12 protein-coding genes and 1 pseudogene are annotated in these 17809 nt (G+C 64.6%); 4 read left to right on the top strand and 9 right to left on the bottom strand.

All coding sequences use genetic code 11. The features are described 5' to 3' along the window. The first annotated feature begins 39 nt into the window (after positions 1 to 39). A protein-coding gene (locus LOZ83_RS30920) for an IS5 family transposase (protein ID WP_236795344.1) occupies positions 40 to 836 on the top strand; the annotation gives its coding sequence in 2 pieces (ribosomal slippage) (positions 40 to 370 and positions 370 to 836; 798 coding nt in all). A 316-nt stretch (positions 837 to 1152) separates the two neighbouring features. Here LOZ83_RS30920 and LOZ83_RS40135 read toward each other — a convergent pair. The 4 genes from LOZ83_RS40135 to LOZ83_RS30945 form a co-directional block, all read right to left on the bottom strand. Then, complete coding sequence (locus LOZ83_RS40135; protein ID WP_255825840.1) at positions 1153 to 1275, bottom strand: hypothetical protein; 123 nt, start codon at positions 1273 to 1275, stop codon at positions 1153 to 1155. A gap of 81 nt (positions 1276 to 1356) precedes the next feature. Further along, positions 1357 to 2010 (bottom strand): hypothetical protein, encoded by a 654-nt coding sequence (locus LOZ83_RS30925; RefSeq protein WP_236795276.1) that lies wholly within the window; start codon positions 2008 to 2010, stop codon positions 1357 to 1359. A gap of 255 nt (positions 2011 to 2265) precedes the next feature. Further along, positions 2266 to 2778, bottom strand: coding sequence for a hypothetical protein (locus LOZ83_RS30930; protein ID WP_236795277.1), 513 nt, complete (start codon positions 2776 to 2778; stop codon positions 2266 to 2268). Then, entirely contained in the window at positions 2768 to 12685 is a 9918-nt protein-coding gene (locus LOZ83_RS30945) for a LamG-like jellyroll fold domain-containing protein (protein WP_308190339.1), read from the bottom strand. The genes LOZ83_RS30930 and LOZ83_RS30945 overlap by 11 nt, the downstream gene beginning before the upstream one ends. Before the next feature lie 72 nt (positions 12686 to 12757). On the opposite strand from LOZ83_RS30945, the gene LOZ83_RS30950 reads away from it, so the two are divergent. Both LOZ83_RS30950 and LOZ83_RS30955 read left to right on the top strand, forming a co-directional pair. Further along, the gene (locus tag LOZ83_RS30950) at positions 12758 to 14227 is read left to right on the top strand and encodes a S8 family serine peptidase (RefSeq protein ID WP_236795278.1); all 1470 of its coding nucleotides are present in this window, start codon (positions 12758 to 12760) and stop codon (positions 14225 to 14227) included. 164 nt (positions 14228 to 14391) lie between these two features. After that, on the top strand, positions 14392 to 14916 hold the full coding sequence (locus tag LOZ83_RS30955; RefSeq protein ID WP_236795279.1) for a hypothetical protein: 525 nt from the start codon (positions 14392 to 14394) through the stop codon (positions 14914 to 14916). A gap of 545 nt (positions 14917 to 15461) precedes the next feature. Here LOZ83_RS30955 and LOZ83_RS40905 read toward each other — a convergent pair. The 5 genes and pseudogenes from LOZ83_RS40905 to LOZ83_RS30965 all read right to left on the bottom strand — a co-directional run bounded on the left by LOZ83_RS40905 (position 15462) and on the right by LOZ83_RS30965 (position 17096). Next, positions 15462 to 15575: an IS3 family transposase gene (locus tag LOZ83_RS40905; protein ID WP_374202735.1), complete on the bottom strand. Its 114-nt coding sequence runs from the start codon at positions 15573 to 15575 to the stop codon at positions 15462 to 15464. Positions 15576 to 15654: 79 nt separating this feature from the next. Beyond that, positions 15655 to 15972, bottom strand: a pseudogene (locus LOZ83_RS40910) (DDE-type integrase/transposase/recombinase); the annotation flags it as partial. Beyond that, positions 15929 to 16534 carry an IS3 family transposase gene (locus LOZ83_RS40915; protein WP_374202736.1) on the bottom strand — a complete coding sequence of 202 codons (606 nt, stop codon included), beginning with the start codon at positions 16532 to 16534 and terminating at the stop codon, positions 15929 to 15931. The gene LOZ83_RS40915 and the pseudogene LOZ83_RS40910, both read right to left, overlap by 44 nt. A gap of 15 nt (positions 16535 to 16549) precedes the next feature. Beyond that, the gene (locus tag LOZ83_RS30960) at positions 16550 to 16777 is read right to left on the bottom strand and encodes a hypothetical protein (protein WP_236795280.1); all 228 of its coding nucleotides are present in this window, start codon (positions 16775 to 16777) and stop codon (positions 16550 to 16552) included. Between the two features lie 154 nt (positions 16778 to 16931). Beyond that, on the bottom strand, positions 16932 to 17096 hold the full coding sequence (locus tag LOZ83_RS30965; RefSeq protein ID WP_236795281.1) for a hypothetical protein: 165 nt from the start codon (positions 17094 to 17096) through the stop codon (positions 16932 to 16934). A gap of 115 nt (positions 17097 to 17211) precedes the next feature. On the opposite strand from LOZ83_RS30965, the gene LOZ83_RS30970 reads away from it, so the two are divergent. Further along, positions 17212 to 17739, top strand: coding sequence for a hypothetical protein (locus tag LOZ83_RS30970; RefSeq protein ID WP_236795282.1), 528 nt, complete (start codon positions 17212 to 17214; stop codon positions 17737 to 17739). The last annotated feature ends 70 nt before the right edge of the window (positions 17740 to 17809 follow it).

Genomic DNA, 17809 nt, shown 5'->3' on the forward strand with positions numbered 1-17809 from the left:
GTCGTTGGGCTGCAATGATCTTGCGCTGTGATCGACTCGCTGTCGCAACGGCTGGTGCCCGACGAATTGTGGGCGTTGGTGGAACCGCTGATTCCACCGGCAATGGAGCGTCCGCAGGGTGGCGGCCGGGCTCGGACGGATCCGCGGGCGGTGTTGACGGCCATCGTATTCGTGTTGACCAGCGGTTGTGCGTGGCGGCACCTGCCGCCGTCGTTCGGGGTGTCGGTACCCACGGCGCATTGGACGTTCACCGAGTGGACCGAGGCCGGACTGTGGAGACAGTTGCACCAGGCGGTGCTGGACGAACTGGGTGGCCAGGGGCTGATCGACTGGTCGCGCGCGGTCCTGGACGGAGCATCCATCAGGGTCACAAGGGGGGCGGTCTGACCGGTCGAAGCCCGGTTGATCGCGGCAAACCCGGCTCGAAGATCCACGTACTGTCCGACCGGGCCGGCCTGCCCTTGACCGTCGCGATCTCCGCGGCCAACATCCACGACAGCCACGCGCTCAAGCCTCTGGTCAACGCGCTGCCGGCGATCCGGTCACGCCGGGGACCCCGGCGACGGAAGCGGACCAAGCTGCACGCGGACAAGGCCTACGACATCCCCGCCCTGCGCGACTGGCTGCGTCAACGCCGAATCATCCCGCGCATCGCCCGCAAGGGCATCGAATCCTCCGAGAAACTCGGCAAACACCGGTGGGTGATCGAAAGAACGATCGCCTGGCTGACCGGCTACCGGCGCCTGAGCATCCGCTACGAACGCAAACCCAGCCACTACCTCGCCTTCCTCACCCTCGGCGCCGCCATCACCTGCCACAAGAAACTAACCAAATGAGACACGCTCTTAGAGTCCTCCGTTCGTGATCTCTCCGTTGCGGACCTCGGCTCGCCCAAACCAGCTGAGCAGCTACTCGGGGCGGAACCGCTCCTCGCAAGACCTCGTCGGTGCGGTCGCGCAGCGCTCGCGCCTGCTCGGTCGCGACGCCCAGCCTGGTGGCGAACTCCCACTCCTCGATCGCCCCCAGCGCCTCGTTGAGGGCATTGGCAAGGGTCGCGAGCGTCGCGCGTCGTCGCGATCACCAACTCGTCGTCGGCGACCTCGACGTCGCCGATCCACGGAGAGTCGGGATGCAGGATCTTCATTGCCGTCCTCAATGCAGGTTCAGGAAGTAGTCGTAGCCGTTGGTCGGCCGGAAGGCTGTGCCGCCGTCGACGGCGTTGGGATTCCGGATGACGACGGTCCCATCCTTCCAGTAGGCACTGCGGCGCAGCACTAGCTTCTTACCGAGGGCGCGCTGCCTGCGGCAGCGGTGACGCGGCGCCGAGGCGAGCGACCACGCGCGTTGCTGCCCTGGTCAGCCATATTGCGCTTGAAGCGCGTCGCGGAGCCGACGTAAGCGAGCAACAGACAGCTCATCCCTGTACCGCACCATCGCTTGCTCAGCCTCCGCGACAAGTTCGCCCGCACCAGGATCCAAGTCGATGACAGCAAGGGTCGCTGCCGTGAACAACTTCAGCGGCAGATTCGCCGGAACCACAAAGTCACGCCGATCCTTCAGTTCGCGGTTGAGAAGCAGGGACGCACGAACGTCACCTCGCGTGGAGAACACGCGAAGTCTCTGCTCGACTCGACGTAGGTCGGTCGCGACGCCAGAGGCGATCCGCTCGACATCATCCAGCGAAACCGTGTTGCCTAACCGGAACGACTGACACTCCGGCGGATGGTGGATCGTGCCCGGCGTACCGCTCATGATGGCCGCTCCGACGTCGCCGTGCTTAGCTTCAACGCCCCACAAGAACGGCGCAGCCTCAGGACTCACCACACCCCATTGGATGTCGTACATGCCACGGCGCGAGAGCAGAGCGACCACATGATGAAGCTCAGGTGTTCGACGAAGCCACGCATGCTTGCTCGCAGACTCGAACCCCGCAGGCAGCAGGACTGCCTCGATACCTTCGGCCGTCACCTTCCTCAGCGCGGCGGCGCGACTCAAGTCAACCTCGGTCATGGCTCCATCACCTGGTTCAAGCGAGATGACACTGGGGGCTGTGTGGACCGGGTCCGTCAAAGGCGGGGTTACCGCCCTAAGCTTGGCGATCAACTCACCGTTGGTCGAGGTCTATGACGTCGTAAGTAGCGGACCGCGAGCCAAACTCCCAATCCGAACGCAACTCAGCCAACATGAAAGCAGCAAGTCCACTTCCCACGAATCTTGTTAGGAGTTCTGGGGGCGCTTCACATCGGTTCCCGGCGCTGACGGTCCTTAATGGGTACCCTGCTCCCAAAATTTGTCGCCGAACGCCCTCAGATAGGAATCCAAGAACTCGGCGAGACTGCCAGCGGCGGCATGCCAGTCCGGGCGGTCGTCCATCGGCAGCGCGATCAGCACGTGACGGCGGTCGGCCTCCGCGGGCGCGATCACGACGAGTTCCTGATCGCCGAGGAATTCGCCGACGACGACATCGTCAGCGCGGTAGGCGCCGGGACGTCGGGCGCGCTCCTCCGCGGTGCGCTGGGCAGTGGCCTCAGGTGAGAGCAACAACAGGCCCCACTGCCTGTAGTCGACGTCTTCGAATAGCCGCGACTGGCGGCTGGCCGACCACGCCTGCACCAGCTCGCCCGGGACCTCGGCACCGGTCCATGCCGACGAGATCTCGGCATGGGTAGCAGGCTCGTCGAAGGAACACGCCAGCTTGAAGGGGTTGTCGCCGAGTCCGTCGTGCGGCTCGGTGTAGGCGCGGAAGGCGTTCAGCGCCTCCGCCACGTCATCCGCCATAGTTCATCCACCACGGGTTGAATTCCTGCTGGTGCACCGTGCGGGGCACCGGGACGAGGTTGTTGAAGTCGTTCGTGCCACCATACTCGCGCGGGATGATGTGGTGGATGTCGTACTGCGACCATCCGCCTTCCGGCGTCGAGTAGCCCCGGTCGTACCACTCCTTGATGTACGCGCCACGCTGCTGAGCACCCCACGGCACACGATCACCGACCGGCACCTTCGACAAACCAGACGGCGGAGCCGGGATCGGATCACCCGTCCGTGGATCGAGCACCTTCGGGTACGCCCGACCAGCAGTATTCAGGATATCGTCGGTGCCAGTTGCGGCTCTTCCGAGCTTGGTGGCTTCGCCTACGAGTTCGCCGATTTTACCGAAGAAGGGTATGAAGCCGCCGATGGCCATGGCGCAGGATCCCAGTTGAGGGTTGGTGCCACAGTTGTAGGCGTCGGTTATGCCGGATATATCAGCGAGGAATTTACCGTCGAATTCGTCGTAGCCTTGTTGGAGTGCCTCACCGAGGCTGGTTGGTTCGTGAAAGTGGTTGAACTGGCTGTCGATGTTGCGTTGCATCGCCCCGGGGTTATCGCAGGCCGGGTTACCTGGCACAAGACACGCTTCGTACTGTTGCTGTACGTATTGGTCTGTCGCGCGTTGCTGGTCGTCGGGTGGGGTGTCTCCGCCACTGGTTGCGGTGGTGTATTCGGCGGCTTGCGCGATTGATTGGTGGGCTGTGGTGGTGTCGAGTGTCGGGTTGGTTTCTTCGGTGAGGTTGGTGATGGGGGCTGTGTCGGAGCCGGGTCCGTCAAGGGCGGGGTTGCTGGTGCCAGGTTGGGGTGTCCAGCCTTGGGCTTGGGTGTTGGGTCCGTTGAGGGGTTTGGAGTTGGACGCGGGTTCGTTGACGCGTTGTTGAACCTGCGCGGCATCGGAAGGGGCTTGCAGTTCGCTGGTACAGCTCGACAGGGACTGCAGCAAGTCGTCGTCTAACCCGAGGCCCGCGCCGATTCCCTCGAGCGCGAGGATTGCGTCGAGCACGGATCCGAGTGCCCCGAGTCCGCCGTCGCCGTAGCGGCCTCCGCCGTAGCCACCCCCTGTGCCGTAGCCACTGCCTCTGCCGTTACCACCACCTCTGCCGGAACCGCCTGCAGAGTGGCCAACGCCTCCGCCGGAACCACCTCCGCTGTTGGTGTCACAGGCGCTGGCGCCGCTGGGGTCGCTCTGGTTGAGCGGGTCAGCATTGCCGTAGAGGTAGGGGTTCGCGTCCGCCGCGGACCCCGCGAGGTTGGTGGTGGTGTCGCGGCTGGTGAACGCTCCCATAGCGGGCGAGTACCAGCGGGACGCGGTTTGCACGAACTGGGTATTGCCGGTATCGGTCCAGCCGCCTTGGTAACCGATGTTGGCCTGCGTTCCTAATGTGGTGGTCGGGGTACCCCAGGGGTCGAAGTTGACCGACCCGGCGAGCGCGGTCCCGGCGGGGGTGACCAGGGCGGTGAGGTCACCGTGCTGATCGTTGAACGCCAGGGCCGAGCTGCTGCCGCTGTTCACGGCCATGACCTGGCCACCTGCGTCGCGGCTGAAGGTCTGGGTGCCGTCGGCCACTGGGGTGGGGTCGGTGCCGTCGTAGGTGAAGGTGTAGGTGCCGGCGGTCGCGGTACGGCCGAGGGCGTCGTAGCTGTAGTTCGTGGTTCCGGCGGTGGCCAATTGGTCGAACGCGTCGTAGCTGTAGTTGGTGGTCGCGCCACCTGCGGTCACCGAGGTCATGGCGCCGCGAGCGTTGTAGGTCGTGCTCGAGGTGTTCGCACCGGTGGTGCTGGTGACGAGTTGGTTGCGGGCGTTGTAGGTGTAACTGGTCGCCCCAGCCTGGGTGCGGTTACCCGCACCGTCGTACGTGTAGTTGGTGGTCGTGCCGCCCGCAGCCCACGAGGTTGTGCGTCCGGCTTGGTCGTAGGTGTAGGTGTTCGCCGCGGCACCAGCAGTGCCGGTGTTGGTTTTGGAGGTGATCCGGCCGTTGGCGTCGTAGCCGTAGGTGATACCGGCGAGCGCGGCACCGGTGGAGGTGGCCAGGGTTTGCCCGGTGAGTTCGTGGGCGGTGTTGTAGGTGTAGCTCTGGGCGGCGTTACCGGTCCCATAACTGATGCCGGTGGGCTGGTCGAGGGTGTTGTAGGTGTAGGTGGCGGTGGTGCCGGTGAGTGGATCAGCCGCGGTCGCCAAGGTCCCCGTCGAGCTGTAGGTGAAGTTGGCGGTGCCGGCCTTGTCGGTGCGGGAGGTGAGTTGCCCGTTGGAGTTGTAGGTGTAGCTGGCTGTGCCGCCTGGGCCGGCGGCGGAGAGGATGCTGCCGCGGTCGTCGTAGGTAAAGGTGTTGGTGCCGGTGGGCGCGCTGGCCGAGGTGAGTCGCCCGGCCGCGTCGTAGCCGAAGGCGCGGGTCGTGCTCGCCGATTCCGCGCCGGCGCCGGCTGCGCTGGTGAGCCGGCCGAGCACGTCGTAGGTGAGGGTTTCGGTGACGCCGCCGGGTTGGGTGATCCCGGTGACGTGCTGGTCGGCGTCGTAGACGCGGGTGATGGTGCGGTCCGCGGTGGTGGTGTAGTTGGTTACCGCGGGCACGATGGTGGATTCGCGTAGCTGCAGCGGGTTGTAGGTGTAGATCGTGGCGTTGTTGTTGCCGTCGGTGTAGCGGGTGGTTTGCCCAGCAGCGTCATAGCCCCAGCTGGTGGTGATCGATGTCGTGACCGGGGGTGTCGTTCCGGTGGTGGACACCGGCTCCACCTGTTGGGTGCGGCGGTTACCGGCGTCGACGGTGTACTTGGTGACGTTGCCCAGCGCGTCGGTGGCGGAGGTGATGTTGTCGGCGACGTCGTATCCGGTGCTGGTGGAGCGCAGCGTCGCGCCGGTCGCGTCCAGTTGCGCGGTCCCGGTGCGCCGACCGGCCAGGTCGTAGGTCGCGGTGACCGCAGTGCCGTCCGCCATTGTGGTTGTGGTGGGGCGCTGCTGGCTGTCGTAGGTGTAGCTGGTCTTGTGGCTGGCGGGGTCGGTCACGGTCAGCGGGTCGCCGAAACCGTCGTAGGTGTAGCTGGTTTGTTGCCCGCCGGGCAGCGTGACCGCGGTCGGTAAGTTGACCGGGCCGGAGGTCGGGCTGTAGGTGTAGATGGTGGTGTCGGCGACGCTGGTGGGTTGCCGGACCACCTGGGTTCCGGTGATTTTTTCGCCGAGTTTGTCGTAGGTGGCTTGGGTTTGCGCACCACTCGGGTCGATCACGGAAAGCTGTTCCCCGTCGGTGTCGTAGGTGTAGAGCCAGGTCGTGGCTGTCGTGCCCACCGTGGGCTGCGCACTCTTGACCAGGTTTCCTAGCTGGTCGTAGGTCTCGGTGGTGACGTTGCCCAAAGGGTCGGTCACCGTCGCAACGTTGCCGAGGTTGGTGTAGCTGTATTTCGTCAGCGGAGTGATCGCCGTCGTCGACCCCGGCGGGGTATAGACCGGGCGGGACACACCGAGGATTTCGGAGTCCGCATCATAGGTGTAGCTGGTGATGTTCCCATCGGGATCGGAGACGCTGGTCTGGTCCCCGAAGGTGTTGTACCCGTATTCGGTGATCGGGTGTACCACGGTTGCGGTGCCGCCGTTGGTTTCCGCATTGACGGGCGCACCGGTGACCATCGTGCGGCGGCCAACAGCATCGGTGGTGTAACTGGTGGTGAAGCCTGCGCCCCCGGCGCCGTAGACGTTGCCGCGCGGGTCCACAGTGGACGTCAACGCGCCACGCTGGTCATAGGTATGGCTCGTGGTCAGGTTGGAGCCGTCTTTCACCACCTCGGTGAGAACATCGCCGAGCGTGTCGTAGGTGTAGTCCGTTTCCGCGCTGGGCGCGTTGCTCGGGATCGTGGTGGTGCCATCAGAGTTGATGCTGCCGATGGGGGTGACGGCTGCGGTGATGTGGCCGTCCGCGTCGTAGGTGTTGCTGGTGGTGCTATTGCTGGCGTTCTGGTCAGTGCTGACGCGGCCGTTGGCGTCGTAGGTGTAGGTGTCGCTGGAGTGCTGGAGTGGGACAACAACCTTGACCGGGTTGCCGGCCGCGTCGTACTGGTACTGGTCCAGCGTCAGGTTGGTGGTGCTGGTGCCCTGGGTGAAGTTGACCAGCGTGCTGTCCAGCAGGCGGCCTCGCCAGTCGTAGGTGTAAATGGTCTGGCGCCCCATCGAATCGGTGTCGGAGGCCAGGTAGCCGTCGGGGTCATAGGCGCGGGAATCCAGCACCAAATTGGATGCCGTGGACGGACTGACGGGGTTACCCGTCCAGCCTGTGAGGGTCGTCGTCAGGCGGTGCCCGTTGGCGTCGAAGGTGCCGGTGTAGGTGTTGCCACCCGGATCGGTGCTGGAGGTCAGGTTGCCGTAGCTGTCGTAGCTGTAGCTGGTTTTACGACCCAGCGGGTCGGTGGTCGTGGCGAGTTCGTCGTCACTGTTGTAGGTGTTGGTGGTGGTGCGGGTCGCGTCGCCGCCGGTGGTGTCGGCGGCAGCTTGGGTGAGCAGGTCACCGTCGGCGTCGTGGCTGTTGGTGATCTGCGGGGTATGGAGGGTGCCGGTGACCGCATCGGTGGTGGCCGGGCCGGTCTGGGTGGAAAGCTGGTTGTTGCCATCCCAGGTGTAGGAGGTGGTGACACCGGACGGGAAGGTGTCCGAGGTCTGGGTTTGCCCTGTGCGACGGCCGAGGTTGTCGTAGGTGCCGGTGGTGGTCAACCCTGACGGCGCCACTACCTTCGCCAGGTCACCGGCCGCGGTGTAGCTGTAGGTCGTGGTGTTCCCCATCGGGTCTTTCGCCGTCGCGAGCAGCCCAGCGGGTTCGGTGCCGCCGCCGACCGCGGCTTCGGTGCCGGCGGTATAGGTGTTGGTGGTGACCCCACCCAACGGTGCCGTCGTGGTCAGCAGATCGCCGCCCGCGGAATAGGTGTAGCTGGTGCGGTAGGTGGTGTCCGACGGGCCCGAGGAGTTCGGGTCGAGGTAGGTCAAGGGTTTGTCGTCGCGGGGATCGGTGACGGCATAGGTACCCGTAGCCGGATAGGTGTAATAGCTGGTGGCGGAGGAACCGCTGGAATCACCCGTGGTGCGCGACAACGTGTTGCCGCGCGTGTCATGACTGGTGGTGACGTAGTTACCATCCGGGTAGGTCGTGGTGTAGCCGAACCCGTTGGTGTCGTAGGTGTAGTGGGTGGTGTTGCCTAGTCCGTCGGACGCGGCGATCAGCTTCGACCCCTTGGCCGGGTCGTAGGTGTAGGACAGGGTGTGGCTGCCCGGGTCGGTCACGGTCGCGGTGGTGACCGGCGTGGGGCTGGTCGAGGACTTCTGGGCCGCGGTGTAGAGCCCGGACACGGCGGTCCCGCTCAGTGGCGTGTTGTAGAAGGCGATGTCGGCGACCGAGCCGGTGAAGTAACCGCCCGGGTTGGTGCTCGCAGCGCTGGCTGGGGCGCCGCTACCGAAGGTGCCGGAGCCGATCGCGATCGTGGGTTGGGCCGCGGAGGGGTTGATCGGTCCGGTCGCTGACGCGGCCGACTTACCGTCGATGTATTCGGTTTCTGAAATAGAGTTGTGGCTGAAGTCCACGCTTTGCACGACCGCGATGTAGTGCCACTTGCCATCAGTGACCGTTCGTGGACTGGCCAGGTAACCACTGCCATACCAGGAATAGAGCTTGCCATCGGCGCCGATATAGACCAGGGCACCGTTATTCAAGCCCACGAGAACTTCGCCGGGGGTTGAGGTTTTGACCCACAGGCTCACTGACTTGCCGATGCCGGACCAGTAACTGCTTTGCACCGGAATCGTCAGCGAGGAGCTCGTGCCGTTGAAGCTTGCGGCTGTATCGCCGGTATTGGCCAGAGGCCCGGCTTGGCCGAGGGTGACATTGTTGTAGGTGCCGTAGCCGTCGCTGGTGGCGCTGATCGCACTCGTGGGGACCTGGTTGACCGCTTGGGTGCCGGTGGTGTCAGTCAGCGGCCAAAAGTCGGTGGGGTTGCTGGCAAACACCGCACCCCGGTATTGCGCCGAGGATCCGGCCGTACTCGGTGGGGCTAGTGCCCACGCGCCGCCGTGGAGGTCGGTGACCTGTGTGGCGCGGTCGAGGATGTTGTCGTAGGTGACTTGCCCGGCCTTGGCACCGGCGGGGGTGGTGATCGTGGTCAGCTCCGCGGCGGGCTGGCTGCCGGCCGCCCACTGTTGTGCGATCGCCGGCGCGCCGAGGGCGTGGGTGTAGAAGGCGGTGTCGGCGATGTTGCCGGTGAAATGGCTCCACCCGCCCGCTGGGCCGTTGACCCACGGGTTGCCGTTGACGTAGCCGGCGCCGATGAAGTTCATCGGGTCGAGGTTGGCTAGATTCCCCGACCGGCTACCAACCAGGGCCCCATCGAGATACATCGACTGCGTGTTGCCTTGCCCAACAAGAGTGACCTGGTGCCAGGCGGAGTTATTGACCTTGTTCGCCGACACGATCGGGGCGACGCTGCCGGTCCAGAACTGGCCATACAGTTTGCCGTCGGTGCCGACATACAGCACCGGCATCGCGCCCGTGCTCGGGTTCGCCGACCCGATCGCGGAGTGCCCGGTGGACATCAACACCCCAGCGGGGCCGTTCAGCGTGGTTTGGAACCATAACTGCACCGAGTTATAGGTGGAAGTCTCGACCAGGTTGTTCGGCAGCTGCAGGGAGGCGTTCACACCGTTGAACCACGTCGACTCGCTCGGCGACCCGGGGTGCGGCGTCGAGTTGCTCACGGTCACGTTGCTCAACGCGCCGTTGTCGGTGCCGAGGTTCGCGGCGACCTCATCGGCCGCGGTCGTGGTGGTCGAGCCTTGGTTGAGTCGCCAGTAGGCATAGGGCTGGGCGTCGAGAACGGTGGAGCGGTAATGCGAGCCCGATCCGGTTCCGCTGGTGTAGGCATACGCCGTGCACGCGGTCGTCGACGTCGGCGGACACACCCCGGTCAAGCTGTTCCCGCTGTAGGAGTAGGCCCAGGTCAACGCGGCTGCACCGGTGGTGACCGGGTCAGTGGCGACCTGCGTGACGTGCCCGCCGGTGACCGTGATGTGCAGCGCCCGGTTGCCGGCTGCGCTGGTGATCGCGGTCAGGTTCCCGCTCGTGTCGTAGGTAAGGGTTTCGGCGCGGCCGTCGGCGTCGGTGATCTTGGTCAGTTTCCACGCCGCACCTGCCTGCTGCCCGAACGTGTAGGCCGTGCCGCCGCGGTCGGTCAGGATGTAGCCGCCACCGGTGATCGACGCGAAGGTGGCGTACGTTCCTTGCGGTGGCGTGTAGGTCGTGCCGTCACCGTTGAGTCCGAACCGGGCTGTGTGGCCGTCGGGGAAGGTGACCACCACGTTGTTCGAACCGTCGTTGTCGGGCACGGCCGTCATGTCGTACACGGTGGACCACCCGGCGCCGAACAGGTTCCCGGTCCGGGGGTCTTGCGAGTTATAGGAGCGCACCACCGACAGAGCGGGGCCCGCAACCGCGACGCTGGCATCGGTCGCGCCACTGGTGTAGTCCCCGACCCCGGGGTCGAAATCGCGGCTACTGGTTTTCGCGGCCCCCATATGCGAGGTCACCAGCGGCTGCGACACCGTCGTGGAAAAATACGACGGGGTCGACCAATAACTGTAGCCGATGGTGTCGTAGTCCCTGACCGTCCAGTAATAGGTTTGATTCCACGCCAGCTTCCCCGACGGAACCACGTAATTTCCACTGGACTGTGCCCCGGAGTCCACCACCAGCGTTGGGTTTCCACCACCGGCGGGCACCGAGTACACCTGGAAATCGAACGTGATTCCGTTCCCCGGATAGTTGTCCGGGTCGTGTCCGGTCGCGAACAGTTGCGGCCGCAAACTGCTCACCACCACGTTTGACGGTGGATTTGTGGAGTCGATCTGGGGTGGCGTGTTCAGCGAGTTGATCGTCTCGCACGTTGAGGGCACGTTATAGGTGAGATTCGATGAGGTTGTGCCGTCGAACATATCCCAGCACAAGGTATATTGCCCAGGATTAACTGGTCCTATAATTGCGTTCAAGGTGATCGACTGATTCGGCGCCACCTGACTCGGCAGCTCCGTCCACGGGTCGACCGAACCGTTGATGCGCAGGTTGTTCCCGTTCAAGTCATACAGCTGGTACCACAAGTGCTGCTGGCCCGGCATCCACGTGCTGTTGCCCAGGTTCGTGACCGTCACCTGCTGCGACCCACTCGCCGTCCCCGTCGGCGCGGTGTAGTTGGGTGCCGGGTTGTAGCTTGCGCCAAACGGGCTGTAGGTGACCGACAGGAACGGGGGGTTGGTGGAGTTGAGGCTGGCGAACTTCTTCCAACCGTAGGAATCGTAGGTGTCGGCGGTCACGGCAAGGCCATTGTTCACACCACCATGCGTCCAGGACTCGACCAATTGCGTGCCCGCAGCCGATGGATTGTCACCCAAGTCAACGGATTCCCACGCAGCTTGTGCGCACGTCGAACCGGTTCCTGACCATCCGGTGGCGAAATCGCCCCATCCGACCGCGCCACCGATCGACACCCACGGATACGTCTTCAACCCACCCGTCGACCAACCCGAGGTGATCGGAGACACCCACACGCGTCGCGCTTGGCAGGAGTAGGACCACACCTCGTCCAGGTTGAGCGAGACCTTCTCGATGTAGTCGTTGGTCAGGCCCATCGTGTCGAACTTCAGATAGGAATTCGTCACGTTGGAGCCGCTATCCCACGTGCCGACATCCAGGACCGTGTCGGCGGAAAAGTCGTTGTTGTAGGGCGACATCACATACGTCGACCCCGACGTGTTCGGGTTCGCCACCGACGGGTCCACCCGCACCGGGAACATGCGGGACTTGTCGTGCAACCACGCCGCATCCAGCGTGACCTGCAGCGCCGGCTGGTTGTTGACGGTGTTCAGAGCGTAGGTGACGCCGGTGGACAGGACACCTTCATCCGATTGCGGGTTGATGTTGGCGTCGCGCATGTAGCCGTGCGCGATCGTGTCCACCACCTGGCCCCTAGCGTTGGTGAACACCACACTGCCATCCGGCCCCATCGACGGCGTGACCCCGGACAGGGTCAGCGGGAACACCCACGTGGTCGGCGCGTCCACACTGTTGAGGACCAGAGTTTCTTTGACCCCGCCATTGACCGTGGCCAGGTAGTTCAGGTCGGTGTGCGGGGCGATGCCTGGGTAGGTGATCGTGGAATCCGTCGCCACACCAGCGCTCTTCGCCGCGCCCTGCAGCCCGAAGGCGATGCTCTGCCCCGGCCCCACCGGCACCGACACCAACGCTGGATCATCCGCCGACGGCGCGAACGTCACCGACGCCGAATCAGCCTTCTCACCCCACCGCCCCTTGTCGCCCAGTGCCAAGCTGGTGTTGATGTCCGCCCAGCTACCGTCGGCGCGCTGGTAGTGCACCGGACGCGAATACACCTTCGCCGTCTCACTGCCATCCCCGTTCGCGAACACCGTTTTCGTCGCGGTCCGCTTCTCCGGCAGCTCCCGCCCTGTACTCGCCGCCGGCTCATGCAGCCGCGGCGGCCCAGGGTTCGCCGTCCCCTGCTGCGGCTCATTGGACAGATGCGGATTCAGCGGCGCCGCTTGAGTTTTCCCCTCCTCCGCTGCACCCGCCGGCGCCTTCGGCGCCGCCCCACCCCTCGAGCTGGCAATCGCAGAGCTTGCCGTGTGCGGGGCTCCCGCCGCCGAGCCAGACTGCTGGAGCGGTGTGGCCGGACTCGGGGGCGTTGGCGCCGGCGACACGGCCCATGCCGACTGTCCACCCACCAACACCAGAAGCGTCACCGCCACAAACAACGCCAGCCATCGCCGCACCACACCCCCGCAACGATCCGCCAGTCGCGACGCTTTGCGATTTCGATGTGATCCCCAACCCCAGGTGGCCACTACAGACTCCTCCGCCCAGCCCCTCCGCAGCGGAGGCGCGACCGGAATCAATTTGACGTGCACTGAACACCAATGAGCAATAGTGATCCATGTCATAGTAATAAAAAGGGAGACCAGTTCGATCTTAATGCTCAATTAATTGCGGCCCGGCCCGAAAAGTCGCTCCAATGGAGCAGTCAAAGTTGTATTAAGGCTCATATTTGTACACGGAAAGGGAAATTCGGACAACTATGCCACATGGACCAGGTACGCTCATCGACGCTTGAGGTCGAGCATTCTCGGCAACATATCCAAGGAGCACCGAACGTGGGTTCCCATCCGGCGCCGCGATACAGCCGTGTCGCCCGCAAAGCAGCAGCACTTGCTGCCGCCGCAACCCTTGCGTTCACCACGGCCGTTGCCCACGCCGACGAGATCGGTGCGACGGAATGGCCCCTGGATGGCGAGCACTTCAATGCCCAGCAAGTGTGGACTCACAGTCGCGGCACAGGCGTCACAGTCGCCGTCCTGGACACCGGCGTCGAAGCGACGCATCCCGATCTCGCCGGACAAATACTGCCCGGCACCGGGTTCGCTGGGATCGCCTCCGACACGGGACAATCTGATTTTTCCCGCGACTCACACGGCACCTCCATCGCCGCAATCATCGCCGGAACTGGACACGGCACAGCGAGTGGGAAAATGATCGGCCTTGCGCCCGGTTCGAAAATCCTCCCCGTTCGTGTGGCAATCGGCGACGGGGTCGAGCCGATATCGCTCGCCCAGGCAATCGTCTACTCCGTCGATCACCACGCCCGCATTATCAACATCTCGCAAGGCACCACCGTCCCCGATCCGCAGATCCGCGGCGCCATCACCTACGCACTCGCGCACGACACCGTCGTTGTCGCAGCCGCCGGCAACAGCGGACGTCAAGCAAACCTGCCGATCTATCCGGCCGCCTTTCCTGGGGTGATCAGCGTGACCGGCGTCGACAGAGGCGGCCAGCCGTGGTCCGGCAGCGAATCCGGCGGCACGACCACAGTCGCCGCGCCAGCTGTTGATATTTACTCCGCCGCGAACGATGGAAAGTACCTTACTGGTGACGGAACCAGTTACTCCGCGCCGTACGTGTCGGCGACGGCGGCGCTGATATGGTCGCAACGCCCGGAACTCAGCGCCGGGCAAGTCATTCGTCAACTCGTCAACACTGCCGACCCCCACGGTGCGCGTCCACACGACGACCATTACGGCTACGGAGTGGTCGACCCTCTCCGCGCGGTCACCTCACCACCCGCCGCAGCGACGAGTAACCCTCTTCTGCAGCCCACCGCGCCGCCCGCGTCAAGCGGATCGTCGTCATTGTCGGTCGCGGTTGTGATCGGCGTCGTGATCGTCGTGTGCGTGGCCGCCGCTACGATCGGCTACCGGTTTCGTCGACGTCGTCGCACCTCTAGTGCCCCCCACTCTGCCGAATCACGACAGGGGAACCACGCACGTCGACAACGCGACAGGTCCATACCCGCTGTCCGCGGGCGCCAACCATCCCGAGGAAAACGCTGAACCAACGCTGCTGAGCCGGTCACCGCACCACGAAACCCTCGACCAAACACCACAAGGACGATCGCAGTTGCGATGCACGGCCAAGCCCGCCAGCAACGTCAACCACAGGTCCTTGTCCAACACACATGCATCGTCAGGCGACGTTACCCAGGAGGGGACGCATCATGAGCCTCAAACAGCGGGTTCTGACTCTGCGTAAGTATTGGAAAATAACTCTCCCCTCGGCTCTCGTTGTGGTTGCTGGAATCGTTGCTGCTGTGGTCTTGCTGGACGCGACGTCCCCACCGAAACCGACCATCTACACGAACCTGTCGCGCCACGTCCGGGTATGCCTGGTGACCAGTGTGCGGAACACGGCGCGGGCCGACCAGCTGTGGCCCGCCGTCCAGGCAGCCACGGCGCACGCGGCCATCAATGCCCAGCGCATCAACGCCCCCGCCACGAGCGACAACGACCTTGGGTCCTACCTCAACAGTGCGATCGCGATGCACTGCGCCGTCATCGTCGCAGTCGGCGACGACCTGCGCGATCCCGCGATCGCCGCGGCAAAAACCCACTCTGAACAACACTTCCTGGTCACCACACCGTCCAACCCGCCCGCCAATGCCGAGGCGATTCCGGCCACAGCGCAGGAGCTGACCAATGCCGTGATCACGGCAGCGCATGCGCCACCACCAGCACCTCACTAGGAGACGACAGGCGCACCGCGACGCGCGAGGCACAATCGGGTCTTTACAAACCATGCCACGCAACGCAGTCTCGCACCCAACCGGCCCGTACCCTCGCCGAACTCGATAGCGAGAAAATCGCGGACCACGGCGGTCATTGGCCCACTGTGGTTGATCGACCCTAAACGAGGCAGCGGCGCGAACATCCTTCCGCTGCCACGGCCAGCCGAGGTCGCGCGGCGCGTACGGCCGCGGACGCGTTGCGTTGAGCATGGAATGCCCGTTCTAGGCACCGCCTGCGCTGGCGGAAACCCGTTGAAGGACGAGACAATATTGCGCTACACAATCAGGCTTCGGCATTCCGCCGGGATATTTCGGCGGCATAGCCGGAACGGGTGCTTCCGGCGACGTTGTTCCAGGCCGTCGCGGTCCCAGGGTACAGGTTGAACAAGTCGGACAGGACCGTAGCGGGAAGCTGAGCGGCCAGGTCGATCAGCGCGGTGTTGCGGCTCAGCCTTGCTTGGATGTGGTCTGCCCCGGGTTTCGTGGAGTCCGATTGCTGGATTTCATGCCACGACGGTTGCGTTCTCGAACTCTATCGGAGTGAGCCATCCCAGTTGGCTGTGACGGCGTTGGCGGTTGTGCCAGATCTCGAGGTACTCGAAGATCGCGTTGGCCAACTCGACCCTCCGTGCGCGACCAGAACGACTCCATCATCGCGTTGTCGTAACAGTCCCCGATGCTGCCCATCGACGGGCACCAGCCCGGAGTCCTTCGCGCGCTTGGTGAACGCCCACGATCCATATTGGACTCCCTGATCCGAATGGATGATCGTGCCAGACTGCGGAGCCGGTTGTCGATGGCCATGCCGAGCGCGTTCGTCACTAGGGCCGCGGTGGGCGAGGAATCGATAGACCAGCCCACCACGCGACGAGAGTAGACATCGAGCACGACCGCGCAGTAGACCTCGCCCTCGCGAGGAGTGCGGTGCTCAGCCACTTTCGGTTCGGTCCCGCTGCCGTGAAATCGCGCTTCACCAGATCCTTGGCGATCTCGTCGGGCTTGGTGTGCTTCCACCGCGGCCGCCCATGGCGCCAACCAGACGGGCGCGGCGCATCAGCATCTCCACCGCCCCGTGACCGACCAGGATCCCACGCCCCAGCCGCAGCTCGGCGTGCACACGGCGGGCACCGTAGCGACCCCGGGAGTTCTGGTGGATATCGGTGATCACATCGGTCAGCCAAGCGTGCCGGATCGATCGAGCTGATGGTGAGCGGGATCGCCAGGCGTAGAACCCCCGACTCTGACACCTCCAGCACCCGGCACGCGAGCTGGGCCGGCACCCACGCCAATGAGGGATCGGCAGCGGAGGGCGCGAAGGAAGTCGCCGCCGCGTCTGCCTTCTCCGCCCAGCGCCCCGATCCGCCCTGCCCCAGTGTGGTGTCGATATCCGCCCAGTTGCCATCAGCAGTGCGGTAATGCACCGGGCGCGAATACACCTTCGCCGTCTCGGTTCCATCCGGGTTGGCGAACACCGGCGTCGTCGCCGACCGCTTGCCCGTGATCTCCCGCCCGGGGCTCGGCGGTGCCGTGCGCTGCCGCGGTGGCGCCGTTGTCGCCGTACCGGTCTGCGCCACATTGGACAGATGCGGGTTCAAAGGTGCGTCTGCGTGCTCGCCTGCGGTGCGGCGCCGGCTGGCGTCACTTGGGCGGCACCGCCCTTCGTCGCCGCTGTGGCCGGGGCCGCGCTGTGCGGGGCCCCGGCCGCGGTACTGGAGCGCTGCTGCGGAGTCGGCTGAGTCGGCTGCGAGGACACACTCGCCCACGCCGGCTGCGCCATCCCCGACACCACCAGCGCGACCGCCGTCGGCACGGCCGTCACCCGCGTCCCCAGCCCGCGCCTCAGCCGCGAGTTCTCTCCCCGATCACGATTTGCCCAGCGTGCCGCAGCGACCATCGTGCAGTCCTCCGCTTACGGGCTCCTCCCCAGCGGAGTTGCACCAACAACGGATTTCACGCGAAACAAACGCACAACGTCAATTGTGACCACGATCACTGTAACGACGGAACGCTTCAAGGCCGATTAATGTGCGCTCTTCTCTCTGTTGATCTTGCTTCTGCAGCCATTCGGAGTACGACAATTGCGGACTTTCAGGCAAATCTGGACAATAATTTTTGGGCGATGGAATGATCACAGCCACCCGGCAGACTCCTTGCCACCACACGGATCCAGGCCGTAACGTGATGACAAAACTTGCGTTGCCGCGGACCCCGAAATGGGCCACATCGGTTCACCAACGAAACACACGAGGAAACATGCGGGCGATTTCTAGGTGGTCGTTTTCAGTGTTGCGACGACACTGGAAAATAACCATCCCAACGGGGATTGTCGTCGTAGCGGGCATCGCCCTCGCGATCGTGATGTGGGTGCTACCCGACAGTCCACCCCAGGCGGTCGTCTACACCAACGTGTCGGCCAACTTCAAGGCGTGCCTGCTGTCCACCACACGCGATGCCGACGACTCCGAGCACGTCTGGCCCGCGATCCAGGCGGCGGGCACCCGGGCCGCCATCAACGCCCAGCACATCACCGCACCCGCCGGCACCAGCGACCAACTCGTGCCCTACCTCAACAGCCTGATCTCACTGCACTGCGGACTGATCATCACCGCCGGCACCGACCTCACGCAACCCGCCCTTGACGTCGCGAAAACCCATCCGCAGCAACGATTCCTCATCCAACCACCCCACGACCCCCTGGCGAACGTCGACTCGATCCCCAGCCAACCCGACGCCCTCACCGCGCTCGTCGCCGCCGCGGCACCCACCACCCCCGCCCGATAGCGTCCGCCACCCGCCCTCGCCGCCCGAAGCTCCTGCGAAACAACCACCCACCCGAACAGACCACAAAGGA

The organism is Amycolatopsis sp. GM8, from assembly GCF_021653975.1.
Classification (GTDB): domain Bacteria; phylum Actinomycetota; class Actinomycetes; order Mycobacteriales; family Pseudonocardiaceae; genus Amycolatopsis_E.